The sequence below is a fragment of the Sphingomonas epibiotica genome, assembly GCF_039615155.1.
Taxonomy (GTDB): Bacteria; Pseudomonadota; Alphaproteobacteria; order Sphingomonadales; family Sphingomonadaceae; genus Sphingomonas.
The window spans coordinates 37479-63578 of record NZ_JBDGHY010000011.1; the positions used below are offsets into that span (position 1 = coordinate 37479).

Annotated in this window: 24 protein-coding genes and 2 pseudogenes; 14 read left to right on the forward strand and 12 right to left on the reverse strand. The window is 67.3% G+C overall.

Features of this window, described 5'->3' with window-relative positions; translation table 11 throughout:
- The first annotated feature begins 57 nt into the window (after positions 1-57).
- Positions 58-2544, forward strand: coding sequence for a TonB-dependent receptor (locus tag AAIO73_RS17990; RefSeq protein WP_345879902.1), 2487 nt, complete (start codon positions 58-60; stop codon positions 2542-2544).
- A gap of 38 nt (positions 2545-2582) precedes the next feature.
- Here AAIO73_RS17990 and AAIO73_RS17995 read toward each other — a convergent pair whose 3' ends face one another.
- The 3 genes from AAIO73_RS17995 to AAIO73_RS18005 all read right to left on the reverse strand — a co-directional run bounded on the left by AAIO73_RS17995 (position 2583) and on the right by AAIO73_RS18005 (position 5520).
- The gene (locus AAIO73_RS17995; RefSeq protein WP_345879904.1) at positions 2583-3620 is read right to left on the reverse strand and encodes a GSU2403 family nucleotidyltransferase fold protein; all 1038 of its coding nucleotides are present in this window, start codon (positions 3618-3620) and stop codon (positions 2583-2585) included.
- 77 nt (positions 3621-3697) lie between these two features.
- Entirely contained in the window at positions 3698-4900 is a 1203-nt protein-coding gene (locus AAIO73_RS18000; protein WP_345879906.1) for a GGDEF domain-containing protein, read from the reverse strand.
- Positions 4901-5151: 251 nt separating this feature from the next.
- The gene (locus AAIO73_RS18005; RefSeq protein ID WP_345879908.1) at positions 5152-5520 is read right to left on the reverse strand and encodes a helix-turn-helix domain-containing protein; all 369 of its coding nucleotides are present in this window, start codon (positions 5518-5520) and stop codon (positions 5152-5154) included.
- Between the two features lie 474 nt (positions 5521-5994).
- Here AAIO73_RS18005 and AAIO73_RS18010 point away from each other — a divergent pair, with 474 nt between their 5' ends.
- Entirely contained in the window at positions 5995-7332 is a 1338-nt protein-coding gene (locus AAIO73_RS18010) for an ABC1 kinase family protein (protein ID WP_345879910.1), read from the forward strand.
- Between the two features lie 87 nt (positions 7333-7419).
- On the opposite strand, the gene AAIO73_RS18015 is transcribed toward AAIO73_RS18010, so the two are convergent.
- On the reverse strand, positions 7420-7593 hold the full coding sequence (locus AAIO73_RS18015) for a hypothetical protein (RefSeq protein WP_345879912.1): 174 nt from the start codon (positions 7591-7593) through the stop codon (positions 7420-7422).
- 66 nt (positions 7594-7659) lie between these two features.
- Here AAIO73_RS18015 and AAIO73_RS18020 point away from each other — a divergent pair, with 66 nt between their 5' ends.
- The 3 genes from AAIO73_RS18020 (at position 7660) to AAIO73_RS18030 (ending at position 10151) form a co-directional block, all read left to right on the forward strand.
- Complete coding sequence (locus tag AAIO73_RS18020; protein WP_345879914.1) at positions 7660-7815, forward strand: hypothetical protein; 156 nt, start codon at positions 7660-7662, stop codon at positions 7813-7815.
- A 171-nt stretch (positions 7816-7986) separates the two neighbouring features.
- Entirely contained in the window at positions 7987-9366 is a 1380-nt protein-coding gene (locus tag AAIO73_RS18025; protein WP_345879915.1) for a hypothetical protein, read from the forward strand.
- Between the two features lie 140 nt (positions 9367-9506).
- On the forward strand, positions 9507-10151 hold the full coding sequence (locus AAIO73_RS18030) for a helix-turn-helix transcriptional regulator (protein WP_345879917.1): 645 nt from the start codon (positions 9507-9509) through the stop codon (positions 10149-10151).
- Positions 10152-10297: 146 nt separating this feature from the next.
- Here the strand turns inward: AAIO73_RS18030 and AAIO73_RS18035 are convergent, their stop codons facing one another.
- From AAIO73_RS18035 to AAIO73_RS18045, 3 genes and pseudogenes are all read right to left on the reverse strand, one after another.
- Positions 10298-11464 (reverse strand): nucleotide sugar dehydrogenase, encoded by a 1167-nt coding sequence (locus AAIO73_RS18035; protein WP_345879919.1) that lies wholly within the window; start codon positions 11462-11464, stop codon positions 10298-10300.
- Between the two features lie 221 nt (positions 11465-11685).
- The gene (locus AAIO73_RS18040) at positions 11686-12339 is read right to left on the reverse strand and encodes a calcium-binding protein (RefSeq protein WP_345879920.1); all 654 of its coding nucleotides are present in this window, start codon (positions 12337-12339) and stop codon (positions 11686-11688) included.
- A gap of 119 nt (positions 12340-12458) precedes the next feature.
- A pseudogene (locus AAIO73_RS18045) lies at positions 12459-13419 on the reverse strand (IS481 family transposase).
- A gap of 57 nt (positions 13420-13476) precedes the next feature.
- On the opposite strand from AAIO73_RS18045, the pseudogene AAIO73_RS18050 reads away from it, so the two are divergent.
- The 3 genes and pseudogenes from AAIO73_RS18050 to poxB form a co-directional block, all read left to right on the forward strand.
- Positions 13477-13761 (forward strand): annotated as a pseudogene (locus AAIO73_RS18050) (ABC transporter ATP-binding protein); the annotation flags it as partial.
- A 108-nt stretch (positions 13762-13869) separates the two neighbouring features.
- Positions 13870-14079, forward strand: coding sequence for a hypothetical protein (locus AAIO73_RS18055; RefSeq protein WP_345879922.1), 210 nt, complete (start codon positions 13870-13872; stop codon positions 14077-14079).
- 120 nt (positions 14080-14199) lie between these two features.
- Positions 14200-15918, forward strand: a complete 1719-nt coding sequence (gene poxB, locus AAIO73_RS18060) for a ubiquinone-dependent pyruvate dehydrogenase (protein WP_345879925.1) — start codon at positions 14200-14202, stop codon at positions 15916-15918.
- Positions 15919-15958: 40 nt separating this feature from the next.
- Here the strand turns inward: poxB and AAIO73_RS18065 are convergent, their stop codons facing one another.
- Positions 15959-17695: a methyl-accepting chemotaxis protein gene (locus AAIO73_RS18065; RefSeq protein WP_345879926.1), complete on the reverse strand. Its 1737-nt coding sequence runs from the start codon at positions 17693-17695 to the stop codon at positions 15959-15961.
- Between the two features lie 386 nt (positions 17696-18081).
- Here AAIO73_RS18065 and parA point away from each other — a divergent pair, with 386 nt between their 5' ends.
- From parA to AAIO73_RS18080, 3 genes are all read left to right on the forward strand, one after another.
- On the forward strand, positions 18082-18735 hold the full coding sequence (gene parA, locus AAIO73_RS18070) for a ParA family partition ATPase (protein ID WP_345879927.1): 654 nt from the start codon (positions 18082-18084) through the stop codon (positions 18733-18735).
- Complete coding sequence (locus AAIO73_RS18075) at positions 18732-19010, forward strand: ribbon-helix-helix domain-containing protein (RefSeq protein ID WP_345879928.1); 279 nt, start codon at positions 18732-18734, stop codon at positions 19008-19010. The genes parA and AAIO73_RS18075 overlap by 4 nt, the downstream gene beginning before the upstream one ends.
- Before the next feature lie 122 nt (positions 19011-19132).
- Complete coding sequence (locus AAIO73_RS18080) at positions 19133-19273, forward strand: hypothetical protein (RefSeq protein ID WP_345879931.1); 141 nt, start codon at positions 19133-19135, stop codon at positions 19271-19273.
- 30 nt (positions 19274-19303) lie between these two features.
- Here AAIO73_RS18080 and AAIO73_RS18085 read toward each other — a convergent pair whose 3' ends face one another.
- The 4 genes from AAIO73_RS18085 to AAIO73_RS18100 all read right to left on the reverse strand — a co-directional run bounded on the left by AAIO73_RS18085 (position 19304) and on the right by AAIO73_RS18100 (position 23106).
- Positions 19304-19798, reverse strand: coding sequence for a GFA family protein (locus AAIO73_RS18085; protein ID WP_345879933.1), 495 nt, complete (start codon positions 19796-19798; stop codon positions 19304-19306).
- A gap of 120 nt (positions 19799-19918) precedes the next feature.
- Positions 19919-20506 (reverse strand): class I SAM-dependent DNA methyltransferase, encoded by a 588-nt coding sequence (locus AAIO73_RS18090; RefSeq protein WP_345879934.1) that lies wholly within the window; start codon positions 20504-20506, stop codon positions 19919-19921.
- Positions 20503-21660, reverse strand: coding sequence for a sensor histidine kinase (locus tag AAIO73_RS18095; protein ID WP_345879937.1), 1158 nt, complete (start codon positions 21658-21660; stop codon positions 20503-20505). Before AAIO73_RS18095 ends, AAIO73_RS18090 begins: the two co-directional genes overlap by 4 nt.
- A gap of 180 nt (positions 21661-21840) precedes the next feature.
- Positions 21841-23106, reverse strand: a complete 1266-nt coding sequence (locus AAIO73_RS18100) for a sigma-54-dependent transcriptional regulator (RefSeq protein ID WP_345879939.1) — start codon at positions 23104-23106, stop codon at positions 21841-21843.
- Positions 23107-23253: 147 nt separating this feature from the next.
- Here AAIO73_RS18100 and AAIO73_RS18105 point away from each other — a divergent pair, with 147 nt between their 5' ends.
- The 3 genes from AAIO73_RS18105 to AAIO73_RS18115 all read left to right on the forward strand — a co-directional run bounded on the left by AAIO73_RS18105 (position 23254) and on the right by AAIO73_RS18115 (position 26098).
- Complete coding sequence (locus tag AAIO73_RS18105) at positions 23254-24474, forward strand: efflux RND transporter periplasmic adaptor subunit (protein ID WP_345879941.1); 1221 nt, start codon at positions 23254-23256, stop codon at positions 24472-24474.
- Positions 24475-24485: 11 nt separating this feature from the next.
- Entirely contained in the window at positions 24486-25163 is a 678-nt protein-coding gene (locus AAIO73_RS18110; RefSeq protein ID WP_345879944.1) for an ABC transporter ATP-binding protein, read from the forward strand.
- Positions 25164-25348: 185 nt separating this feature from the next.
- The gene (locus AAIO73_RS18115) at positions 25349-26098 is read left to right on the forward strand and encodes a GIN domain-containing protein (RefSeq protein WP_345879946.1); all 750 of its coding nucleotides are present in this window, start codon (positions 25349-25351) and stop codon (positions 26096-26098) included.
- Positions 26099-26100: the final 2 nt, after the last annotated feature.

Below are 26100 nucleotides of genomic sequence, written 5' to 3' on the forward strand. Positions count from 1 at the left end.
CTATTGCTCGGCAATGCCGCCTCCGCCATTCTCCCACTCAATACAGGGAGATTATCTATGGCATTGTCGTTGGCGCTGATTCTGGCGCAGGTCGCCACCCCGGTGGCGCCCGAACCGGTCGCGCCCGCCCAAGCCACCCCCGCCACCCCCGAAACCACCGACGCACAGGACACGCCCCGCCCCGACACCGGCCGCCTCGCCCCGGCACAGGGCGGCGGCGAGATCGTCGTCACCGCGCGGCGCCGCGTCGAAACCGTGCAGTCGGTGCCGATCGCCATCTCGGTCATTGGCGGCACGACGCTGGCCGATACCGGCGCGTACAACGTCAACCGCCTGACCCAGCTGCAACCGACGCTGCAATTCTATTCGACCAACCCGCGCAATTCGGCTGCCAATATCCGGGGCCTGGGCGCGCCCTTTGGTCTCACCAACGACGGCATCGAACAGGGCGTCGGCATCTATGTCGACGGCGTCTATTACAGCCGCATTGCCTCTGCGACGTTCGACTTCACCGACACCGAACGCATCGAGATCCTGCGCGGGCCGCAGGGCACGCTCTATGGCAAGAACACCACGGCGGGCGCGATCAACATCACGACCCGCAAGCCCAGCTTCACCCCCGAAGCGCGCGTGGAACTGACCACCGGCAATTACGACTTCATCCAGGCCAAGGCCTCCGCCTCCGGCCCGCTCGTCGACGGCAAGCTGGCCGCGCGCATCTCCGCCTCGGTCACCTCGCGGCGCGGCACGATCCGCAACACCGTGCTCGGCGGCTATGCCAATGCACAGGACAATCAGAGCGTGCGCGGCCAGCTGCTGTGGACGCCCGCGCCGAACCTCGATGTGACGCTGTACGGCGATTATGGGCACCAGAACCCCGATTGCTGCGCGCAAATCTATGTCCGCACCGGCACGACGCAGCGCCCGCTGAACCGGCAATATGCCGCGCTCGCCGCCGCGTTCGGCTATGCCCCGCCCTCGACCAACGCCTTCGACCGGCTGACCGACCTCGACACGCCGCTGCGTGCACGACAGGAGCTGGGCGGCGTCTCGCTGGTCGGCAATCTCGATCTCGGCGGCGCGACGGTGACCTCGGTCAGCGCATGGCGGTTCTGGGACTGGGACCCGTCGAACGACCGCGACTTCACCGGCCTGCCGATCACCACCGTCTCCGCCAATCCGTCGCAGCAGCGCCAGTGGAGCCAGGAACTGCGCGTCGCGTCGAACGGCAAGCGTCCGGTCGATTACGTCGCCGGCCTGTTCTATTTCCACCAGACCATTGATACCCAGGGACTGCAGGTACAGGGCCCGGCCGCCTCGCGCTTCCTGCTCAACCCCGGCAATGTCGCGCCGGGCAGCGCCGGCTGCGCCACCGCGACGACCGCGGCGTGCAACCCGGCGGTGCTGAACGGCCTGACCGCGCGCAACACCATCGGTTTCTCGAACACCAGCGCGGCGGTATTCGGCAAGGCGACGTGGCACATCACCGACGCGCTCTCGATCGCGCCGGGCGTGCGCGTGAACTATGACAAGAAGACTGGGTCGTATGTCTCGGTCGTCACCACCGGCAGCGGATCGACCACGCTGACCAACGACCAGCGCGGCGTGCTCGCCCCGCAAAGCTACCGCCCCGATTTTGACGACTGGAACGTGTCGGGCGACGTCACCCTCGCCTATGACGTGGCGCGCGACGTCCATGCGTACGCCACCTATGCCCGCAGCTATAAGTCGGGCGGCATCAACCTGTCGGGCCTGCCGCTCGACGGCAGCAACAACCCGATCCTGGCGGCGGCACAGGTCAAGCCCGAACAGGTCAATCACTACGAACTGGGCGTGAAGACCCAGTGGCTTGATCGGCGGATCACCGCCAACCTCGCCGCCTTCTGGACCGATATCAGCGACTATCAGGCGACCGTCACCAACGGACAGCTCGGTGTGCTGCGCGGCTATCTGGCGAATGCCGATCAGGTGCGCACCCGCGGGGTCGAGCTCGACACCGCCTTCCGCCCGACCGAGCGGCTGAACCTCTATGCCAACGCCGCCTATACCGACGCGAAATATGTCCGCTTCACCGACGCGCCCTGCCCGCCCGAATTGTCGGGCGGCCGCGCACCGGCGGCGGGCGAGACGCCCAGCGCGCCCGGCACCCCCGGCGGGATCAGCCCCAATGCCTGCGACGTATCGGGACAGCGGCTGCCCGGCATCTCGAAATGGGCGTTCAGCTATGGCGCCGAATATGCCCTGCCCGCGCGGATCGGCGGAGAGGACGGCAATGCCTATCTCGGCTTCGACGGCAGCTATCGCTCGCGCTTCTCGTCCAACCCGTCGCCCTCGGCCTATACCTATATCGACGGCTACGCCCTCACCAATTTCCGTCTGGGCTATCGCGCCGATGCCGGGTGGAACGCGTTCCTGTGGCTGCGCAACGCCTTCGACCAGAATTACTATGAACTGCTCGCGACCCAGTCGGGCAATACCGGCCTGATCGTCGGCCAGCCCGGCGACCCGCGGACGTACGGCGTGACGATCTCGGCATCGTTCTGAAGATAGGGCGCGATCCGGTAATGCCCGGATCGCGCCGTTCATTCGTCCCAGCCCACTCCCGAACCACCGGCAAACGACGCGACCAGATCGGCCCCCGGCGCCAGCACCGCCGCCGGCACGGCGGTAAGTACCGGATCGTCGAACCGCATTCCCGGCAGCCGGGTCGCCAGCATCTCAGCCAGCGTATGTGCCTGATGCCGGTCGCGCCGCTGCTTCATCACCTCGCGATCGTTGCGACCCGCAACCCACAGCTTGTGGCACAGGAACGCGCGGGGATCGGGCACGATCAGCAGCAGCGGAAACCCCTGTTCGTCGATGGTGATCCGCTCGATCACCGGTACGTTTTCCAACCATGCCAGCCCGGCAATCTCCACCGCCGCCAGATCGTCGTCGCGCTCGCCGATCCGTGCCTGCGACCGTGGGACGGTCGCAAAGCACGCGGCGGGCGTAATCAGGTCGACCATATAGCCGGCATCGTTGACCGCCCGGAAACTGCCCGGCGCGCTGGCGCGAAAGCTCTTGTCCAGTCCTTGTAACAGTCCGATCAGTCCGTCGGCCTGCATCGTGCCGACCATCTTCAGCGACACCCGCGCGTCGTACAGGATGTCGATGTCCATCGTGGTCATCGCTTCCTCGCCGAACTGTACCGCCCCCATCGCCTCATAGGCGTAGAGGGCGTGCGTCCCGACGATCTTCAGCCCGCCCCCCAGCAACCGCTCACGGTCGAGCCGACGGATGATCCGCGCGGACAGTACCGGCACCCGGCCCAGGCGCATCGCCCGGTTGACCGGTGCCATTTCGCGCAACCGCTGGTCGAGCATCTCGCGTCGCGCACGCAACGCGTCGCGCCCCTGATGAAAGGCGGCATACGCTTCCCGGGTACGATCATCCTCGGGGCCCAGGCTTTTCCACGTATCGCCCGTCTTGCGGTACAGATAGGTCCGGTCCTTGACCGTCTTCCAGGACATTGCCCCGGCAAAACGTGTCGCCAGTTCGCGGGTCGTGTCGCGATAGGTGGCGTAAAGCTGTTCGCAATCGATCCATTGCCGGGTCTGTTGTGCGGTCAGGTCCAACATGACCGCACCGTTATCCCTTTTTCGGGAAATTCCAATGTAAAAGGGATAACTGGTAGCGGAACGTCAACCCGCCCGCGTCAGGCTGCTTCGGCAAGCGCGGCATGGTCGACCACCCGGTTGCGCCCGCCATGTTTGGCGGCATAGAGCGCGGCATCGGCCTGCGCGATCAGCGTTTCCCAACTCGCGCCGCCCCGGCCGGTCCGGCTGCACCCCAAGCTGATCGTGCAGCGGATCTCATGGCCCTCGGCAACGACGATCGGCGTCGCTTCGATCGCCGAGCGGACGCGCTCGGCCAGATCGGCGACGACAACCGGCGATGCGGTGCCGAGCAGGATCATGAACTCCTCACCACCGACCCGGCCGACCAGATCGCCCGGCCGCACGGTTTCGCCGATCCGCTTCGCCACCGTTGCCAGCACCGCATCGCCCGCCGGATGCCCCCAGCGGTCGTTGACCTGCTTGAAATGATCGATGTCGAGCAGGATCAGCACCACATCGCCCCCGTTGCGGTCGGGCGCGGCGATGCGCTGCGTGCCCGCCTCCCACATCACCCGCCGGTTCGACAGGCCGGTCAGCGTGTCGCAATTGGCATAGCGGATCAGCCGTTCGTCGAGCTGCCGTGCGATCATCCACAACAGGCAGATCGCGATCACCCACGACAGCAGCAGCCGGACGACTAGCGCCACGACCGAACTGATTTCGAACGCATGCATATCCTGCGTTTCGATCAGCACCGGCACCGCCCGCATCGCCATCGTCGCGGCCCAGGCGAAATGGAATATCGCCGCCAGCCTAGCCGGCGGGCGATGCGACGCATCGGCATGGCGCCACAATGCAAGCCCGGTGGCGACCGTCAACGGGCCGCGCACCGCGACGCCGACGATCAGCATGACGCTGTAATCGGGCACCGGCCGTGACAGGGCATAGGCAACTTCGCCGACCGCAATCACCACCGCGACCGCGATCGGCCAGTTCTCACGCACCGGGCGGCCGAACAACCGGTTGGTCGCGACCAGCGACAGCGCGATCCCGGCATCGATCGCCAGGTTCGCGATCAACTGGCCCCGCGGCACCACCAACCCGACGATATTGGACGCCATCATCATAAAACCGATGCTCAACAGCCCATAGGCCGCCCCCCAGTACAACAGGCTGTCCGATCGCGTCAGGTAATTGGTAACGCGCCAGAACCCCAGGAACAGCAATGCAGTCGCAAGCGACGTCATCCCATTGGCGAAAAACATCGTCGTCAGATCGATCGGATGGACCGGGATTTGCATGTCCCGCCGATAGACATACAGGATTAAGAATTTGTACTACATCCTTCGCGAGTGACGACCGGTCGCGATTACTTGGCATTGCCGAACCGCCATCGTCGCGCCTGACAAGTCAGTGCGAGGGGCATTTCGCCTCTGCCCGGGGCAGGTTATGCAGGGAAGGACCGGGTCATCCTACCCCGATCAAGGGCCTGATCGGCAATAGCCGCCTAACAGCTTAGACACGCCTACATGTCGACATCCCGATCACCGCCCTAACGACCGGTCAGCGCATAATCCTGTACCAGCACCTCGGCAGGAACGTGCCACGCTTGCGAAATCGCCCGGATCATCGGCAGCGTCAGCCCCCGGCGGCGACCCAGTATCTCGGTCGCACGCGACTGTCCGATCAACGCGGCCAGTTGGGCACGGGTATAGCCGTTCGTTTCCATCGCTGCCTCGATCGCCTGCACCGGATCGAGCGACTCGATCGGCCAGCGCTGGCGTTCATAGGTTTCGGCCAGCGTCACCAGCACGTCGAGCCGGTCCCCTGCCTCGGTCCCTTCCTCCGCCCCCCATAATGTTTCGATTTCGCGCAGCGCGTCCTCATGATCGGTATCGCTCCGGATCGGGCGAATATGCATGGTCGCATTTCCTTCCATCAAAACAGGCTCACCGTCAGGGTTCGGATGGTCCGATACGTTATCCCGTTTCTGATCTATTTTCATGGAAAAGGGATAATGGTTCACGCGAAGGCGCGAAGAAGATAGATTGATCGCGCAGAGGCGCAGAGGCGCAGAGGCGCAGAGGCGCAGAGGCGCAGAGGCGCAGAGGCGCAGAGGCGCGGAGGCGCAGAGGGGTCCGAGCGAGCGCCCGCGATCGGGGAGACACCTCTTCCCCGCTGACAGGTAGCCAAAGGCCGCTTGCGCGGAGGGACGTCCACCAAAGGCGCACCCCCTCTGGGCCTCTGCGCGAACCATTTCTTCTTCGCCCTTCGCGCCTTCGCGTGAACCCATATCTTCTTCCCTCCGCATCTCCGCGCCTCCGCGTGAACCAGCCTTCTTCGGCGCCGTCCCCCACGCACCGGAACCCAACGCCACCCCAGTCGCTCCGCCGATATGACCGACGAACCCAACCGCCCCGGCCGCGCCGTTCCCGCCGGCCGCCTGTCGCGCCTGTCCGGTTTCGGCCGCCTGGCCGGCGGCATAGCGGGCGGCGTGCTGGCCGAGGGGGCACGACGCCTCGCCAGCGGCGAGCGCCCGCACATGAGCGACCTGATCCTCACCCCCGCCAATGCCAAGCGCATGGCCGATCGCCTGTCGCACCTGCGCGGCGCGGCGATGAAATTGGGGCAGATGATCTCGATGGATGCGGGCGACCTGTTGCCGCCCGAACTGTCGACCATCCTCGCCCAACTGCGCAATCAGGGCCAGCCCATGCCGCCCGCGCAGCTCGACCGGCTGCTGATCGCCGAATGGGGCCCCGACTGGCGGACGAAGCTCGGCAAGTTCGACGCGAACCCGATCGCCGCCGCCTCGATCGGGCAGGTCCATCGCGGCGAGCTGAAGGACGGCCGCCGCCTTGCCATCAAGGTGCAATATCCCGGCGTGCGCGAAAGCATCGACGCCGATGTCGACAATGTCGCGACGCTGCTGCGCGTCTCCAACCTGCTGCCGCGCGAACTGGACCTCAAACCACTGCTCGCCGAGGCCAAGCGCCAATTGGCCGACGAAGCCGATTATCTGCGCGAGGCCGACGCGATGCGCCGCTATGGCGAGCGGCTTGCCGGCGACACCCGCTATGTCGTGCCGGCACCGGTCGACGCGCTGACCACGCCGCGCATCCTCACCATGGACTATATCGACGGCACCCCGATCGAGGGGCTGGCGACCGCACCGCAGGCGACGCGCGACGCGGCGATGACCGCGCTGATCGACTTGGTGCTCCGCGAACTGTTCGAATTCGCCAAGATGCAGACCGACCCCAATTTCGCCAACTATCGCTGGCAGGCGGACAGCGGCCGCATCGTCCTGCTCGATTTCGGCGCGACCCGTCCGGTCCCGCCCGACACTGCCGACGCGTACGCCCGCCTGATCGCCGCTGGCCTCGCGCACGACCGCGACACGATCCGCGACGTGGCGGTCGAAACCGGCTTTCTGGGCGAAGCGGCGGTAGCGGCGCATCGTGGCGCGGTCGACCGGATCATCGCCGCGATCGACGACGCCATGGCGCGCCCCGGCCCCTTCGACTTCGGCGACCGCGCCTTCGTGCCGGTGGTCCGCGAGGAAGCCCGCGCGCTCGCCACCGACCGGGCGACGTGGCACGTGCCCCATGTCGAAACCCTGTTCGTCCAACGCAAGATCAGCGGCACCGCGCTATTGGGGGCAAGGCTGAAGGCACGGGTGGATGTGCGCGGCATGGCGGCGAAGGCAACGGGTCGACGTGTCGACATGTAGACCACTAATCCTCCCCATCCTATGGGGAGGGGGACCAGCGAAGCTGGTGGAGGGGCGCCGCCGCACGCGCTGAGGCTGCAAAAGGTACTAGCCGCCAACCTTGTGCCGAAGCATCGCCCGATATTTCGCCTCGAGCCGATCGAACACCTCCTCCGCCGGCGTGACCCGCCCCGCTTCGGCATCGGCCAGCCCCCGCGCGATCGCCGCGTTGATCCGGGCAAGATCATCGCTTCCATCGCCGCCTTCCGGCTTCGTCGTCATGACGCTCTCCCTTGCTCGACCGGTCCGTCTTCCAGATCCGATCTCGACACGATAGCCTGCCGCCCCATGTCCGCCAACGACACACCGCCCCCCGCCGATCCCGCCCTGCTGTCAGCGCTCGACGCCTCGATCGCCGAAAGTCTCGCCGAAATGCGGATTGGTGGCGGGATCGACCTCGTCGTTGAGCGGATCCTCGCCAGCCTGCAGACACAGGCCACCTAACCCTTTCCTACACGCCCCGCCCCCGTCATGCTCGGCCGGTCCGGCCGGATGCGCGTCCCCACCCCGCGCACCATGCGTTACGTGGCACCTTCGTCACCTTTGCCCGCCCCCTCGCTGGACGGTCCGTGGCGTACCCGGTATCGAGTAGGAAAGCCGGGGGGTGGCGACACGATGGCGCAGGGCGGGGAAGCGGCACGACGGATCGAGGGATGGAAGTCGATCGCCGCCTATCTCGGCCGCGACCGCTCGACCGCGATCCGCTGGGCACGCGAGCGCGGCCTGCCGGTCCATGCCCTGCCCGGCGGCCGCGCCCGCAGCGTCTATGCACTGGCCCACGAACTCGACGCCTGGATCTCGGGACAAGAGGCGCTGCCGCCCGACCCCGCGCCCGCCGACCCGCCACCCGCCGCGCCCCCTGTTCCACTGCCAGCCTCCGACCCGCTGGCGCTGCCCCGCCCCGCCCCGCCGCGGCGCTGGCCGATCGTGCTCGGCGCGCTGGCGCTGCTGGGGGTCAGCGTCGCCGCGATCGACTGGATCGGCCCCTCGATCGACCGGCTCGACGCGGTGACCCATGCCCGTTTCGTCGCCGCGCGCGACGATGTGGCGATGCGCAGCGCCCCGCGCCTCCACGCCGCCATCGCCACGCTCACCCGCCTCGCCCAGACCCATCCCGGCAATGTCGAGGTGCAGGAGGCGCTGGCCGAGGCATGGCTGCTGACCCGCGAATTCGGATCGGCCTCCGACACGCTCAGCATCGGCCGGGCGCGGGCGGCGGCGGCGGCGGCGCGGGCGATCGATCCGCGCTCGGCGGTCGCCGACCGGGTCGACGGGGTCATCGCCTATTGGTGGGACGGCAAGCCGCAGCTGGCGGGCGAGTTGTTCCGCCGCGCCATCGGCCACGCCCCGGGCGATCCGCTGGCGCATCTCTGGTATGCCAATATCCTTGCCGACAATGGCGAGGACCCCGCCGCCCAGCGCGAATTCGACGCCGCACGCACGCTGGCGCCCGGCGCGCCATGGCTGCTCGCCGATTATGGCTGGGGCCTGTGGTCGGCGGGGCGCACCGCGCAGGCGCAGGCGCTGCTCACCACCCTCGCCAGCCAGTATCCGACGCTAGCCAGCGTCCATGACGCGCTGAGCGTCACCGCGCTCGCCGAGGGCGACCTTGCCGGCTATGCCCGCCACCTCGCCGCCCGCGCCCACGCGCGGGGCGAGCCCGAGCTCATCACCTACAGCACCGCGCTCCAGCGGACCATCGACAGCGACCGGCGTGCCGGCAACGGCCCGGCCGCGACCTATGCGGTGATCCTCAGCCGCGCGGTGGCGATCACCCAGAATGACGACCAGCCCGACCATAGCTGGCCCGCCTTCGTCGCGGCGGTGGCGGGCGACCGGGCGACGCTGGTCACGATCCTGAACGATGCGCGGGCGCGCGGCGAACAATGGGGGTCGGCCGGATTCGTCCGCCGCATCCGCGCGCGCTATGCCGGCGACCGGGCGATCGATGCCACGCTGAGCGCACTCGCACAGCCGCGGATCGATCCCACCTGACCGGTCGATCCGGCTGATTCTACACCGATTCCGCGGCGTCACCACCCGATGCGACGCTTTGCGACACCTTGCCACCGGACGATTCCGCTGCGGCGGGCTTAGCCTTCACCCCTCGGTAACGACCGGTTCGGGGGAGCCATATGACGGGGGTACGCACGGTCGTTTCGACCGAATGGGGGAAGGTCGCGGACCAGGGATCGGGGGATCCCGGCCGCGACCTGTATTGGCAGGGCCGCGTCGATCAGGCGGACGAAGCCGGCGCGCTCATCGACGCCACCGGGCGCATCCTGCGCACGACGCCTGCCTGCGACGCCCTGCTGGTCACCGGCGGCGACGGGGTGGCACGCTGGACGCTGCTGCCGTGCGAACAGGCGCGGATCGACGCCGCCCTCGCTCGCGCCACCGCGCGCATCGCCCCGGAGGCGGCGGCGCTGCGCTATCACCCCGCGCCCGGCCGCACGCCGCTGATCCTGGTCGCGCGGCCGGTGCCATGGGGCATGCGGCTGCTGCATGCGACGCCCGGCACGGCGGTGGTGTCGCTGATCGACCCGGCCGAGCGCCCCGCCCCGGCGACGCAGCTGTGGCGCGAGGCATTCGACCTGACCCCCAGCGAGGTCGCGCTCGCCGCGCTGCTGATGGCCGGGCATTCGCTGGAATCGGCGGCGGCAGCGCGCGATTGCCGCCAGACGACGCTGCGCGTCCATCTGCGCCACATCTTTGCCAAGACCGGCGTATCCCGCCAGTCCGACCTGGTCAGCCTGTTGTCGCGGATCGGGCGGGGGTAACAGGCGACATTCGATCCACTAGCGGGGATGCGGCACCGGCCCGCTCCCCCACCCGGCCACCCACAGCGTATCCTGAATGGGTGGCCGGGTGGGGGGAGCGGGCCGGTGCCGCTTTGATCCAGCTTCGCTGAATCAGATCAACGATCTCAGTCCGAACCGAAGATGTCGCGGGTGAACAGCCGGTCGCCGATATCCGCCAGTTCGGGGGCGGCGCGGTTCGCGATCACCACGTCGCACTCGGCCTTGAACGCGTCGAGGTCCTTCACGACCTTCGACCCGAAGAAATTGTCCTCGTCGAGGGTCGGTTCGTACACGACGACCTCGATCCCCTTGGCCTTCACCCGCTTCATGATCCCCTGGATCGACGACTGGCGGAAATTGTCCGATCCGGCCTTCATCGTCAGGCGATAGACGCCGACCTTCTTCGGGCGGCGCGCGATGATCTGATCGGCCAGGAAATCCTTGCGGGTGCGGTTCGCATCGACGATCGCGCGGATCAGGTTCTGCGGCACTTCCGAATAGTTGGCGAGCAGCTGCTTGGTATCCTTGGGCAGGCAGTAGCCGCCATAACCGAAGCTCGGATTGTTGTAGTGCATGCCAACCCGCGGATCGAGGCCGACGCCCTCGATGATCTGCTTGGTGTCCATGCCGCCGGCGATCGCATAGCTGTCGAGTTCGTTGAAGAAGGCGACGCGCATCGCGAGATAGGTGTTGGCGAACAGCTTGATCGCCTCCGCCTCCCGGCTGTCAGTGAAGAGGATGGGTGCATCCTTCTTCTCCGCACCCTGCAGCAGCAGGTCGGCAAAGATCTTCGCGCGCTCCGACCGCTCGCCGACGATGATCCGCGACGGGTGGAGATTGTCGTACAGCGCGCGCCCTTCGCGCAGGAATTCGGGGCTGAACACAACGTTCGGCGCGTTCAGCCGCTGGCGGACTTCATCGACGAAGCCGACCGGGATGGTCGACTTGACGATGATCGTCGCGTTCGGTGCGGCTGCCGCCGCCTTGATGATGACCGCCTCGACCGAGCTGGTGTTGAACTTGTCGGTCTGCACGTCGTAATTGGTCGGCGTGGCGACGATGACATAGTCGGCATTGTCGAGTGCCTGTGCGGCATCGGTGGTCGCGGTCAGGTCGAGTGTGCGTTCGGCGAGAAAGCGTTCCAGCTCGGCATCGACGATCGGCGACTTGCGGTCATTGACCAGCGCGACGCGGTCGTCCGAAATGTCGACGGCGACAACCGTGTTGTGCTGCGCGAGCAGCACCGCGTTCGACATGCCGACATAGCCAAGTCCGAAAACCGCGATCTTCATGTTCGTAGCACCCTTTGCCCGCCCGGCGCATCGCCGCATGCGAAACCGCCTAACCCCGGAACGGGCATGCAACAACCCCTTTAGGCGCGGCGTCGCACAGGGCGAAGCGCTTCGATCCGGGGCAGATAAAGGTTTTTCGGACCAGAAAATGTTGCGTTGCAAAAAAGCGATGCCGACCCGAACCGCCGGTGCCCCGCAGGGCACCGGCCGCTCCCGACCCATTACAGCATAAAATCACCCGCGCTGAGCGACGTCGCATAGACCAGGAACGCAAAGTCGGCGACGCCGTCGCGGTTGCTGTCGCCCTGCACCAGCAGATAGCCGTCGGCGGCCGCCTGATAGCGCAGCTCGAACGTCGTCGTGAACGCGGCGGTGCCGATGAAGGTGAATGCCTGGTTCCTGCTGGCGCTCGACGGGTCGATCGTCGCAATGTCGATGCGATCCCCATCCGCCGCGACGAAGTCGGTGATCCGGTCGAGCAGATCAGCCGTCCCGAAGTCGCTGACCTTCGTAAAGACGAAGCGATCCGCCCCCGTGCCACCGGTCATCACGTCACCGCCGGTGCTACCGGTCAGCACGTCGCTGCCCGCGCCACCCTCCAGCGTGTCGTTGCCGCTACCCGAGGACAGCGTGTCGTTGCCGTCGAGGCCCTGCAACAGGTCCGCACCGCTGCCGGACGTGATCGTATTGCCAAGGGCGTTGCCGACGCCGGTAAAGGCCTTACTGCTCGAATAAACGAGCTTCTCGACGTTGCCACCCAGCGTGTAGCTGAGCAGCGAGGTCGTAACCGTATCGGTTCCCTCACCGGCAGCCTCCACGATCACGTCGCCGGCATTGTCGACGACATAGCCGTCGTCGCCAATGCCGCCGGCCATCGTACCTACACCGTATCCACTACCGAGCGTATCGTTACTAGCACCACCACTGAGGGAGTCGGCATGTGTTACCGGTGTTGCCGGTTCCTGGGCAACTTGGTGGGGGCTACTCACAACCATTAGGTGTTTAGTCCCGGCATCTGGTGGATCGGGTCGACGATGAACCGGTCTGGCTCTGACGTCCAGATCTTGGCAATGTATTCGTAGGGCGTGAGGCCACTGAGCGTCTTCAGCCGGCGGGCGAAGTTGTAGGCTGCCATGAAGTCGGCGAGGTGAGTCCGGAGCTCGTCATGGCTGTCGTAGTGGAAGCGTTTGACGGTTGCCTCCTTGATGGTGCGGTTCATCCGCTCGACCTGACCGTTCGTCCAAGGGTGGTTCGGCTTCGTGAGCCGGTGCTCGATATCGTTCGCTTCGCAGATCATGTCGAAGCGCATCTGGCGCGACCAGGCGGTGTTGCGGTTGCGAGGCTGCTCGGCGAACTGAATGCCATTGTCCGTCAGGATGGTGTGAATGCGGCAAGGCACAGCTTTCAGCAGGTATTCGAGGAACTCCCACGCTGTCCGCCTGTCAGCCTTGTCGACCAGCTGGGTGACCGCGAACTTGCTGGTACGGTCGATGCCGACGAACAGATACAGTTTGCCCTCGGCAGTTTGCACCTCAGCGATATCGATATGGAAGAAGCCGATTGGGTAACGCTTGAAGCGTTGCCGCTTCGGCTTGTCGCCTTCGATGTCCGGCAGGCGGGAGATCCCGTGTCGCTGGAGGCATCGGTGCAGCGCTGAGCGGGTCAGATGCGGGATCGACGGCTGCAGGGCGTAGAGGCAGTCGTCGAGCGGCAGCAGCGTGTGCCGGCGGAACGCCACAACCATCGCCTCTTCGGCCTCGGACAAGGTGGTGGAATTGGGGGCCTTCGGCCCGGTCTTTAAATCCTCGACCGTGGCCCGCTTCCGCCATTTGGCCACGGTCTTGGGATTGATCCCCAACTCACGGCTCAGCGTCGTGAGCGAAGCTTGCGACATGCTGTATTGCTGCTCGGACGGCGTGCGTGGTCGTGGCGCACCCATGACGAACCTGTCCCATATGGCTTCCTTCCATTCCAACGAAAGGATCGCACCATCAAACCGTGGGATCAAACACCTAGCGGATGCGCCGATCCTGATCCTCGACGAAGCGATCTCCAGCCTCGATTCCGAAAGCGAGGCGGCGATTCAGCAGGCGATGGAGCGGTTGATGGTCGGCCGCACCGCGATGGTCATCGCCCACCGCCTGTCGACCGTCCACGCGCTCGACCGCATCCTGGTGTTCGCCGGCGGGCGGATCGTCGAGGACAGCACCCACGATACGCTGCTTGCGGCGGAGGATGGCCAGTGTCGGCGGCTGTTCGAGCGACAGGCGGGAACCGCGGTGGCGGAGATCGCCTGATCGCCCAAAATCGAAAGGTACGCTTCAGACCGAACGGGATGGCGGGGACCCAAACGGGACGATGCCTGTTTTCAGGGGATATTTTCCCATGGCATCGGGATGGATCCTATGACGAAGCGTAACGGGTATCTCGCCGCCGGGGCATTCGGCGCCGTCGTTCTCGGCAGCATGATCGCGGTCGGATATGCCGAGGACAAGATAGGCGCGCGATCGGCGGACCGGGTGGCGGTCGGCAATGGGCTGTCCGAACGGCAGATGCTGGAACGCCGTCGCGGGCGGGTAGCGGAAGTCGCCATTGCCGGCACGACCGCGCAATAGACGCGAACGCCGCCGCTGCGGTTCCTCTGAAACCCGGCTTGCCATCGTTGCAACCGGAACGACGAAGCCAAAACGCCCTTCACTGGTTTCCTTCCTCGAATAGCATCGGAGGGAAATGCCATGAAGATCGCCGATCTCATCACCGACACGCTGATCGCCGCGGGGGTCGAGCGGATCTGGGGCGTGACCGGCGACAGCCTGAACGCGATCAACGACAGCTTGCGTCGCTTGGGCGCGATCGAATGGATGCATGTCCGCCACGAGGAGGTCGCGGCGTTCTCGGCAGGCGCGGAGGCGGCGGCGACGGGCAGGCTGGCGGTGTGCGCGGGGAGCTGCGGGCCGGGCAATCTCCACCTGATCAACGGGCTGTTCGATTGCCAGCGCAACCGCGTACCCGTCCTCGCCATCGCCGCGCATATCCCGTCGAGCGAGATCGGCTTGAACTATTTCCAGGAGACGCACCCGACCGAGCTGTTCCGCGAATGCAGCCATTTCTGCGAAATGGTGCAGACCCCCGAACAGATGCCCGAACTGCTCCACCGCGCGCTGCGTACCGCGATCGGGCAACAGGGGGTGGCGGTGCTGGTGATCCCCGGCGACGTCGCGCTGAAGGACGCGCCGAAGAATGCTCGCGCCGGTTTCGCGACCCCCCTGCCCCCGCGCATCGTGCCGCAGACCGGCGAGATCGCGCGGCTCGCTGAACTGCTCAACCGATCGCAGGCGGTGACCCTGCTGTGCGGCGCGGGGGTGGCGCATGCGCATGACGAGGTCGTGGCGCTGGCGGCGGCGCTCAAGGCTCCGATCGTCCATGCCTATCGCGGCAAGGAATGGATCGAGTGGGATAACCCCTATGACGTCGGCATGACCGGGCTGATCGGCTTTTCGTCGGGCTATCATGCGATGATGGAGTGCGACACGCTGCTGATGCTCGGCACCGATTTTCCCTATCGCAACTTCTACCCCGAGAAGGCGAAGATCGCGCAGATCGACCGCGACCCCTCGGCGCTCGGGCGGCGGGCGCAGATCGAACTCGGCATCGTCGGCGACGTGCGCGAGGCGGCGGCGCTGTTGACCCCGCAGATCGCGCCCGATCGCTCCGACGCCTTCCTGACGAAAGCGCGGGCGCATTATGCCAAGGCGCGCGAGGGGCTTGACGATCTCGCCAGCCCGCGCGACGGCGACAAGCCGCTGCACCCGCAATATGTGGCGAAGGTGATCGACCGGCTCGCGACCGAGGATGCAGTGTTCACGGCGGACGTCGGTACGCCGGCGGTATGGGCGGCGCGATACCTGACGATGAATGGCCGGCGGCGGCTGATCGGGTCGTTCAACCATGGATCGATGGCGAATGCGATGCCGCAGGCGCTGGGCATGCAGGCGGCCTATCCGGGGCGACAAGTCGTGTCGCTGTCGGGCGATGGCGGCCTCACCATGTTGATGGGCGACATGCTGACCGCGGTGCAGATGAAGCTGCCGATCAAAATCGTCGTCTTCAACAATTCGACATTGGGCTTCGTCGAGATGGAGCAGAAGGCGGCGGGCTATGTCGACACCAATGTCGCGCTGAAGAACCCCGATTTCGGCGCGGTCGCGGCGCAGATGGGCTTTTTCGGCGCACGGGTGACGCGATCGGACGAGCTGGAGAGCGTGCTGCGCGCCGCCTTTGCCCATGACGGCCCGGCGCTGGTCGATGTGGTGACCGAGACGCTCGAACTCGCCATGCCGCCCAAGATCCAGGCCGAACAGGTCAAGGGCTTCAGCCTCTATACGCTGCGCGCGATCATGAGCGGACGTGGCGACGAGGTGATCGAGCTGGCCAAGGCGAATTTGCTGCGGTGAAACGCTACCGGCCATCGATGGCCGGTAGCGTGGGAGCAGGTCAGGCGGCGCGGTGGAAGCGGGCGTCGTCGTGATCCGCCGTGCCGGTGGTCAGGTCGAGCGCATGGCCGCGCGGGCGCACGAACTTCGCCATGGCCTTTGCCGGGCGGGGCTTTGCGTGCCGGGTGGCCGGGCGCGTGGGGACCGCATCATCGGACAGGCGGAAATAGGCGATGCTGTCCTCCAGTGCGTCGGCACGACCGGACAATTCGGTCGACGTCGCCGAAATCTCCTCGGCGGCGGCCGCGTTCTGCTGCATGACCTGATCGAGCTGTTGCAGCGCCTGATTGACTTGGGCGGCGCCGATGTCCTGTTCGCGGCACGCGGCGCTGATCTCCGACACCAGTTCGGTCGTGCGGCGGATATCGGGCACCAGCCTGGTCAGCATGTCGCCGGCCTGCGCCGCCGCCGCCATGGTTTCCGACGACATGCCGCCAATCTCCCCCGCTGCCGACTGGCTGCGTTCGGCGAGCTTGCGGACCTCGGCGGCGACGACCGCGAAGCCGCGACCATGTTCGCCGGCACGCGCGGCCTCGACCGCCGCGTTCAGCGCCAGCAGATCGGTCTGGCGCGCGATTTCCTGGACGATACCGATCTTTTCGACGATCGCCCGGATCGCGTCGACCGCATGACCGACCGCGATGCCACTGGCCTCGGCGTCCTTCGACGACTGGCGCGCGATCTTTTCGGTCTGAGCGGCATTGTCGGCATTCTGTTTGATGTTGGCCGCCATCTGCTCCATCGATGCCGAGGCCTCCTCGGTCGCCGCCGCTTGTTCGGTCGCGCCCTGGCTGACCTGTTCCGACGAGGAGGATAGCTGCTGGCTGGCGGAAGCGACGTTCTGCGCCGCGCCAGTCGCATCGCCGATCACGGTCCGCAGCCGGGCGACCATCGTCTGCGCGGCGGTGGCGACGTCGCGGCTGATCCCGCCATGGTCGCGCTCCATTCGCGCCGACAGGTCGCCGGCTGCCAGCGCAGTCATCACCCGCGAAAGGTCATGGAACGCCGCCTCGACCGATTGCACGCTGCCTTCCATCCGGCCGATCTCGTCGCGGCGACCGGTGTCGACCGGATCGGCGAGCTTGCCCAGCAGATTGGTCACGCGCTCCAGCGGACGGGCGATGGTGCGGGTCATCAATATGCCGATGCCGATGGCGGCGATCAGGCTGAGCGCCATGCCGCCGAAGATCGCCCGGGTGATCGTGGCGAAGGCCGCGGCCTGCGATGCCTGTCGCTGGCCGAGCAGCATGTTTTCGGTCGCGATGACCGTGCCGACCTGTGCCCGCAACTGGTCCATCAATTCCTTGCCGCGGCCGCCCATGGTCATCGCACGTGCTGATGCCTGGGTCGCGGGATCGGCCATCTGCGCGATCGCCGGTGCCGCGACCTCGCCCCGCCAGCGTTCGGCAAGCGCCGCGATTTGCGCGAGGCGCGGCTGCTGGGCCGGGTTGTCGGCGGTCAGCGTGCGCACATTCTGCATCGCCTGTGCGAAGTCCGTCCGCCCCTGCGTATAGGGCGCGAGGAAGCTGCGGTCGGCGGTCAGCAGATATCCGCGAAATCCGGTTTCCTGATTGACCATTGCTTCGACCAGCTTGTTCGAGGTCGCGATAACCTTGAACGTATGTTCGTTGATCGCAGTCGTCTCGCGAACTTGTTGTTGTTTTGAGAAAATAATCAGGTTCGCGACCAGCGCGAGCGCGAGGATGATGCCGAGGCAGACGGCAAGCTTGCGAGGCATGGAAAGGTTGTTGAAGAACCGCATCGGCTGCGTCCCATTGATATTGCCGGGATTGGCAGGGTGGATGGACAAATAATGGTTGTTTTACAGTGCGAAGGATCGATGTTGCGCATCGTTGCCACCGGTTCGTCCGCGTCTGACCGGTCGACAGGTATACGAAAGACTGTTAAGAATTCCTGTAATCGGAATGCTGCTCGGCAAGTATAGACGACGTTCGCGCAACAACAAAGATCTTGCCAAACAATGGAACTATTCAAACATTTATGTATTTTGCTGGTTTTCGCAACGCATGCGCAACGGTCGGGCCGATCGTCGATCCCGGCCTGATGCGGGTCGACAGTGCGACAGCTTGACCTGTCGGCATGTCGACACGTAGAAGCGCCGACATGCCGACAATAGCCATTATCAGCCAGAAGGGCGGCGCAGGAAAGACGACGCTGGCGCTGCACCTCGCTGCCGCCGCACAGGCGTCGGGCCGGGTCGCGCTGGTCGTCGATACCGATCCGCAGGCGACCGCCAGCCAATGGGCGTCGTGGCGCGGCGAGGCGCCTCCCGAAGTCATCGACAGTCCCCCGCCTCGCTTGGCCGCCAAGATCGCCGCTGCACGTACGCAAGGCGCCGAGGTGATCGTCATCGATACGCCGCCGCATGCCGACAGCGCGGCGCGCGCCGCGGTCGAAGCGGCGGATCTGGTGCTGATCCCGTGCCGGCCGAGCGCATTCGACCTGTCGGCGATCCAGACCACCGCCAAGCTGGTGCAGCTGTTGCGCCGCCCGGCCTTCGTGGTGTTCACCGCCGGCCCGCCCAACGCGCCGCGCGTGTATCAGGAGGCGGGCGAGCTGGTCGACAGCTTCGGCACACCGCCCTGCCCCGTACTGCTGCCCGATCGCGCCGCATACCGCCATGCCAGTGCCGAGGGGCGCACGGTCATGGAAAGCGAACCCGCCGGCAAAGCCGCCGAGGAAGTTCGCGAACTCTACAAGTGGACATGTCGACAACTCGACATGCCGACCCCCCGTTTCCGGAAAGTCATGGCATGAGCCGCAAGCCGTCCTTCGCCCATCTACGCGACCGCGCGACCCCGCCGCCCCCTGCCCCGGTAGCGGCCGCGCCGGCGGCGCCGGCGGTCACTGCCGATGCCAAGGGTCCGGCGAGCCGGCAGGGTCGCAAGCAGATCGCCGGTTTCTTCACCCCCGACATGTCGCTGGCGATGCACATGCTCGCGCGGCGGCAGGACCGCAGCCTGCAGGCGCTGATGGCCGAGGCGTTCAACGACGTGCTGCGCAAATATGGCGAGAGTCCGATCGGCGAATAGCCTGTCGACGGCTCTACCTGTCGACACGTCGAGCAGTCAGGATCGGTGACCGGATCTAATTTTCCGCCCTGCCACCGTTCCAGGTGATGGACAGGGCGCGTTCGAGATTGCAAGAAACGCCCATGGACCTGTCCCGTGAATTCCTGGCCTATGCGATCATCGGTGTCGTCGCACTGATCGTCATACCCTGGGCGATCGTCGCCTATCGCCGCCGCCAGCGCCGCCGCCTGCGCCAGCGCGGAATCAAACGCTACGGCCACTGACGTCGACCTGTCGACAGGTCGACGGTTCCGTCAGTCGCGATGCTCGACCGCGTCGCCGGTGATGGCGACCCAGGGCTGGCGGGTCTGTTCCCAGTCCGATACGGTGGGCGGCGGAAACGTCGGATCGGCAAAGCTGCCGACGGGGATCGCGATCTGCCCCGGCCGGGCGTCGTTGGTATAAGCGAGCGTCGATCCGCAGGTTGCGCAGAAATGATAGGTCGTTCGCGTGCCGTCGCCCTCGACTGCCGACCAGCGACTGGTCGGTCCGTCCAGCGACACGCGGTCCCCGGCGAAGCTGGCATCGACCGCAAACGCGCTGCCGCTGCGCCGCTGGCTGTCGGGGGAATGGCTGACCGACACGCGCGTCGGTGCGCCGGTGCAGATCGCGCGGACCGAGCCGCAGCGACAGGTGGCGAGGCGGCGGGTGGTGGTGTCGACGGGCGGGGCGACCGGCCTGGCGATCAGGGTACGGCGCAGCGGCTTGCCGCGCATCGCATCGATATCGCCGGGGGGCAGCGCGCTCATCGACGGTCACCGGGCGACGGGATGCGCCGGTGCATGGCGTGACGATCGCGACTGTGCTGCGCTGGTTGCCGGCCGTCCACCACGAACAATCACGATCCTCGTTGCGAATTTCGTCCGACCTTAGGCCCGCTCTGTCGACGCGGCAACTGCCGTGAAACAGTCATTTCCGCCGTTATCGGCAATAATTCGAGGGGGATGGAAGCCGGCATCGGCCAGCAGCGTGCGATAGCCACCCTCACCCAGTGACCGCGACACCCGCCCGGTCAGCGTATCGTGCCACGTGACGGCGTGGCGCGGGGCGGTGAACAGGAAGCGGCCGCCGGGGTGGAGCGCCCGTCCGACGCGCGCGATGAGCGCCGCCTGTGCCGCTTCGGACAGCAGAAACAACAGCCCGATCGCGACCGCGCCATCGAAGCGGCGACCGAAGAAGTCGCTGTCCTCGGCTGCCTCGCAGGCGGTATCGGCACCGGGCAGCGCCCGGCGAAAGGCGGCGAGCAGGGTGGGGGAAGCGTCGATCCCGGCGACCGCGCACCCCGCGTCCGCCAGCGTCGTCGCGACGGGCCAGCCCGTACCGCAGCCGATATCGACGACCCCCGCCCCGGCGGGCAGGGTACGCGCCCAGTCGCGCACGACCTCGACACCGATATCGGAACGGATCGCGGCGAAGCGATCGGCGACTGGGTCATAGCCGTTCGACCTGTCGGTCATTCTACAGGTCTAGGTGTCGACATGTCGGGTACACTTAACCGGAAGCAGGTCGCGTGCGTGTCGAGCAGGGTCAGGTCGCCGCCATGCGCGCGGGCGATGCGGCGGGCCAGCGTCAGGCCGATGCCCGATCCGCCCGCCTTGTCGGTGTGGAACGGGCGGAAGATGCGCGCGCGATCGGCGGCGGCGATGCCGGCGCCGCTGTCCCGCACGTCGGCCACGAAGCCATGGGCGGCGGTCAGGGTCAGCGTGACGTCGGCGGGGACTGGGGCGGGGGCCGGCGCGGCCAGTGCGGCCTCGGCGCCGTTCTGCAGCAGTGCCCATAGTGCCTGTATCATCTGGTCGCGGTCGATCCTTGCGGTGCCGTCGGCCGCGACCCCGAGTGCGACCCGGTCGCCGAACCGCCCACGGAACAGACGCGCCAGATCGGCGGCCAGTTCGTCCAGCGCCACCGGGCCGGGCAGCGGATCGGGCAGGCGGGCGAGTTCGCGATAGGCGCGGGTGAACCCTTCCAGCCCCTCCACCCGGCGGGCAAGGGTCGAAAGGATGTCGCCGAGCATCGCGTCGCCGCGCGCCGCCGCGGTCATGGCGCTGTCGGCCAGCGAGACGATCGGCGACAGGCCGTTGAGCAGTTCATGGCCGAGAATGTCGATCATCTCGTCGCTGGCGCGTTCCTGCGCGGCATGTTCCTCGGCGGCGATGTCGATCAGCGCGGCGAGGCGGGTATCGGGGCCCAGCGTCACCGCATCGATCCGCCAGCGCCGCCCGGCATGGCGGAGATGCTGCGTGGCTGGATCGGTGAGCGCGGGCGGCGGGGCGGTCAGCCGGTCGTCGGCGACGAACAGCGCGCGGGCGGCGCGGTTGATCGCGCGGACCTGCGTCGCATCGATCCGCAGCAGGGGGACGGGCACCTGATCAAGCAAGGCCGCGATCGGCAGCGTGTCGCTGGGCGCGGTGAGCGGGGCAGGGGTGGTCGATGCGCGGCGCAGCGCGATCCAGCAGCCGAGCGCCAGCGCCCAAGCGACGATGCCGAGCGTGCCGAGCAGCGATCCCCACACGCCCGCCTGCCACGCCAGCACCAGCCCGGCCCCGCCCAGCGTCAGGGTGGTGCCCGATCCGAGTGCTGCGAGCGTGCGGCGGCGTTCGGGGGTCAGCATGGGCGGTATATCGCGATGCGCCGGCGGTCGCTGACCTTTGCCCGGATACGGGGGTGGAGGTGCAAGCGGTTCGTGCCCCCGCGCAGGCGGGTGCCTAGGGTGATGAAGCGCGACCGTAGTTCCGCGTGGCGCTGGACCCCCGCCTGCGCGGGGGTACGACAGAAAGCAGAGGGGCAGGGCTTACAACCCATGCCGCGCCATCCGCCGGTACAGCGCGCCGCGGCTCAACCCCAAGGCCGCCGCGGCGTGGCTGACATTGTGGCGATGCTTGCGCAGTGCCGCCTCGATCACCACGCGTTCGTTTTCGTCGAGGTCGAAGCGCGCCGGGGCGTCCGTTGCAACGACCGCGACCGTCTCGGGTGCCAGCAGTGCGGTGTCGATCGTTCCATCGCCGAGCAGCACCGCGCGCTCGATCGCCGCGGCGAGACCCCGCACCTCGTCGGGCCATGGCCCGCGCAGGATCCGCGCTTCGGCGGCGGGGGTGAGGGCAGGCACCGGCCGCCCATGTCGTGCCGCCGCCATCCGCAGGAAATGGCGCGCGAGCAGCAGCGCGTCGTCGCCCCGCGCGGCGAGCGGCGGCACTGCGATCTCGACCGTGGCGATGCGCCGGGCGAGCGCGGGCAGGATGCTCCCCGCGCTGTCAGAGATGGCGATGCAGCGGGTATCAGCGGGCAGCCGCGCCAGCAACCGCGCCTGCGCCACCTCGCCCAGACGATCAGGGTAGCGTAGTAGGATTGTCGACGTGTCGACAAGTCGATCCCACGCTGCATCGTCGCGCAGGTCAATCACCGGCATCGCCACCCCGGTATCGGCCGACGCGGCATGGAGCGCGGCGGCGGTCAAGCCGCGTCCCGATCCGGCCGGACCGATCACCACCACCCCGGCGCGGGTCGGGCCGATACGGCGGATCAGGTCGCGCAGGGCCGTCATCGCCGCGCTGTCGCCCAGCAGCCGCGCCGGTTCGGCCGCCACCGGCTGCGGTGTCGCCGCCACCACCGGTACTTGGGCCCGCGCGGCGGCGGCGATGCGGGCGAGCAGGTCGGCATTGCGCCACGGCTTCATGATGAAGTCGCGCGCGCCCGCGCGCATCGCCTCCACCGCGATGCGTACGCCGCTATGCGCGGTGATGACCACCACCGCCGCCGCCGGATCGTCGGACAGGATGCGCGCCAGCAACTTCAGCCCCTCGGCCCCGTCGGTCCGTCCTGTGGCATAGTTCATATCGAGCAGCACCACGTCGTAGCGGGTGGCAGCGAGCCGCGACAGCGCCTCCTCGGGCGTCGCCGCGCTGTCGATCCGGTGCCCGCCGAGGCGCACCGCCAGCGCGATCGATTCGGTGATGCTGGCATTGTCGTCGATCAGCAGCACGTTGAGACCGCTTGACGTGCCCGTGCTTTGTCCATTTTCGGACAGTGCGTCCGGACATGGACGGTCACCGTCAGCCATGTCGGATGAATATCGTTCTGTCATAGCCACTTAGGATTTTCCGCCCGCATCGGTGACACTGTGTCCATGATGACCGAACCGACAGAGGGCGCAAGCAGGGCGGAAGCGGGGCAGGGGACGGCCCCGGGTGCCGCCATGGACCGCCGCGTGGAGAAGCCCCGCGCGCGCTGGTGGCGGCGGCGGCCGCTATGGATCGCGGTGGCGGTAGTGCTGGCGGCGGTCGCCTTGTGGCGCTTCCTGCCTGCCGCCGGATCGACCGATATCGATGCCGACCGGATCGAGACCGGCGCGGTGACCCGCGCCGCGTTCGACGATTACCTGCCGGTGCGCGGGGTGGTTGCGCCACGCCTGACCACGCTAGTCGGGGTGCTTTCGGGCGGGCAGGTAGAGACATTGCTGGTGCAGGACGGGGCGATGGTCGCCGCCGGACAGAAGCTGGCGACGCTGGCCAATCCCGAACTGCGCCTCGAGGTGCTGACGCGCGAGGCGGCGATCGCCGGCCAGCTGGGCGCGGTCGCGGGCGAGGGGCTGGGGATCGAGCGCAGCCGGCTCGACCGCTCGGCGCAGGTGGCGCAGGCCGAATATGATCTGATCAAGGCGCGCCGCGACCTCGCCATCCGCCAGCAGCTGTTCGACAAGGGCATCGTGTCGGAGGCGGGCGTCGCCGGCTATCGTGCCGAGGCCGAGTATCAGGCGCGTCGCCTCGCTCAGTTGCGCAGCGGTGCCGGCACCGAGGCGCGGATCACCGCGACGCAGGGCGCACGTCTGGCGGACACGCAGGCGCGGCTCGCCGGCAATCTTGCGGCGGTGCGCGGCGGGCTGTCGGCGCTGACGATCCGCGCGCCCGCCGCCGGGCGGCTGACCAATTTCACGCTGCAACCGGGCCAGACGCTCAAGCCCGGCGATCCGGCGGGGCAGGTCGACAGCGAGGGATCGTGGAAGCTGGAGGCCGATGTCGACGAATATTATCTCGGCCGCGTCGCGGTGGGGCAGAAGGCGCGGGCCGACGGCGCGACGCTGACCGTCTCCAAGGTGCTGCCGGCCGTGAAGGACGGGCGGTTCCGCGTCGAGCTGACCTTCGACAACGCGCCGGCCAGCCTCAATCGCGGCCAGACCATCGATATCCGCATCACGCTGGGTGCCGCGTCGAAGGCGATGGTTGCTCCGGTCGGCGGGTGGCTGGCGGCGGAGAATGGCGCCTTCGCCTTCGTCCTCGACGCCGATGGCGCCCATGCCACGCGCCGCGCGGTCAGGATCGGCCGCCGCAATCCGGAAGTGGTCGAGATCCTGTCGGGGCTGAACCCCGGCGACCGCATCGTCACCAGCAATCTGTCGACCGTGAAGGGCGACACCATCAACATCAATTAAGGGGCAAGCCCATGATCCGTCTAGAGAATATCCAGCGTCGCTATGTCTCGGACGAGGTCGAGACGACCGCGCTGGCCGATATCAACCTGGCAGTAGAAGCGGGCGAGTTCGTCGCGATCATGGGGCCGTCGGGCTGCGGCAAGTCGACCTTGCTCAACACATTGGGCACGGTCGATCGCCCGACCGGCGGCAAATATCTGTTCGGCGAGCGCGATCTGGCGGCGCTCGACGAAAAAGACCTCGCCAAGTTCCGCGGATCGACGCTCGGCTTCGTGTTCCAGAGCTTCAACCTGATCGACGAGCTGACGATCGAGGAGAATGTCGCGCTCGGCCTCGCCTATCGCAGCGACGCCGGCGACCGGAAGGGGCGGGTGGCCGCCGCCATGGACAAGGTCGGCATCGCGCACCGCGCCCGCCATTTCCCGCACCAGCTGTCGGGCGGGCAGCAGCAGCGCGCAGCGATCGCCCGCGCGATTGTCGGCGATCCGAAACTGATCCTCGCCGACGAACCGACCGGCAATCTCGACACCGCCAATGGCGAGCAGGTGATGAACATCCTGGGTGCGCTCAACGACGATGGCGCAACGATCGTGATGGTCACCCACTCGCCCGCGCATGCCGACATGGCCAAGCGGCGGATCGACATGCTCGACGGGCGGATCGTCGCCAGCGCGATGCGGGCGATGTGATGCCCCTTTCGTGTGAAACCAGACCGAACCGTTCGTGCTGAGTAGGGGCTGAGCCTGTCGAAGACCCGTATCGAAGCACCCCAAGAACACGGTCCTTCGATACGCCCCTTCGACAAGCTCAGTGGCTACTCAGGACGAACGGTCCCCCAAAATACCCAACGCCCCTCCCGACCGTAGACCTGCCCATGAAACCGCTCCTCACCCTCGCGCTGCTTGCCTCCGCCGTGCCGACCCCGGCGCTGGCACAGGAGACGCGCAGCTTCGCCGCCGCCGGGTTCGACCGCATCGTCGTGCGCGGCTGCGACCATGTCGCCATCACCTTCGGCGCGGGCTTCGCCGTCCGGGCGCAGGGCCAGGCAGGGTCGCTAGCGGCGATCGGCGTCGCGGTGCGCGGGCGGGTGCTGACGCTACTGCGCACCAAGGGAAGCTGCGACAGCCGCGCGGGCAAGCCATCCGCGACCATCACCATCACCCTGCCGCGATTGCAGGCGATCGAGGCGAGCGGCACCGGATCGGTCCGCATCGCCGCGCTGAACAATCCGACCTTCGAGGCGCGGATGAGCGGCACCGGCAGCCTCGCCATCGACGGCCTACGCACCACCCGCGCCACGATCGACCTGTCGGGCACCAGCACCGCGATGCTGCGCGGGGTGCGGGCACAGCGCCTCTCGCTCGACCTCAGCGGTACCGGGCGTATCGTCGCCGATGGCCGGGCCGACGCGCTGGCGATCGATGCCAGCGGGACTGGACATGTCGACACCTCGACACTCACCACCGCTGCATTGTCGGTGGACGCCAGTGGTACCGGATCGGTTCGCGCGCAGGTGAGCGGACCGGCGGGGATCGACGCCAGCGGCATCGCCCGCGTGACCGTCACGGGCCGTCCGCAATGCGCGGTGTCGAAGAGCGGCATGGCCCGCGTCACCTGCGGCTGATC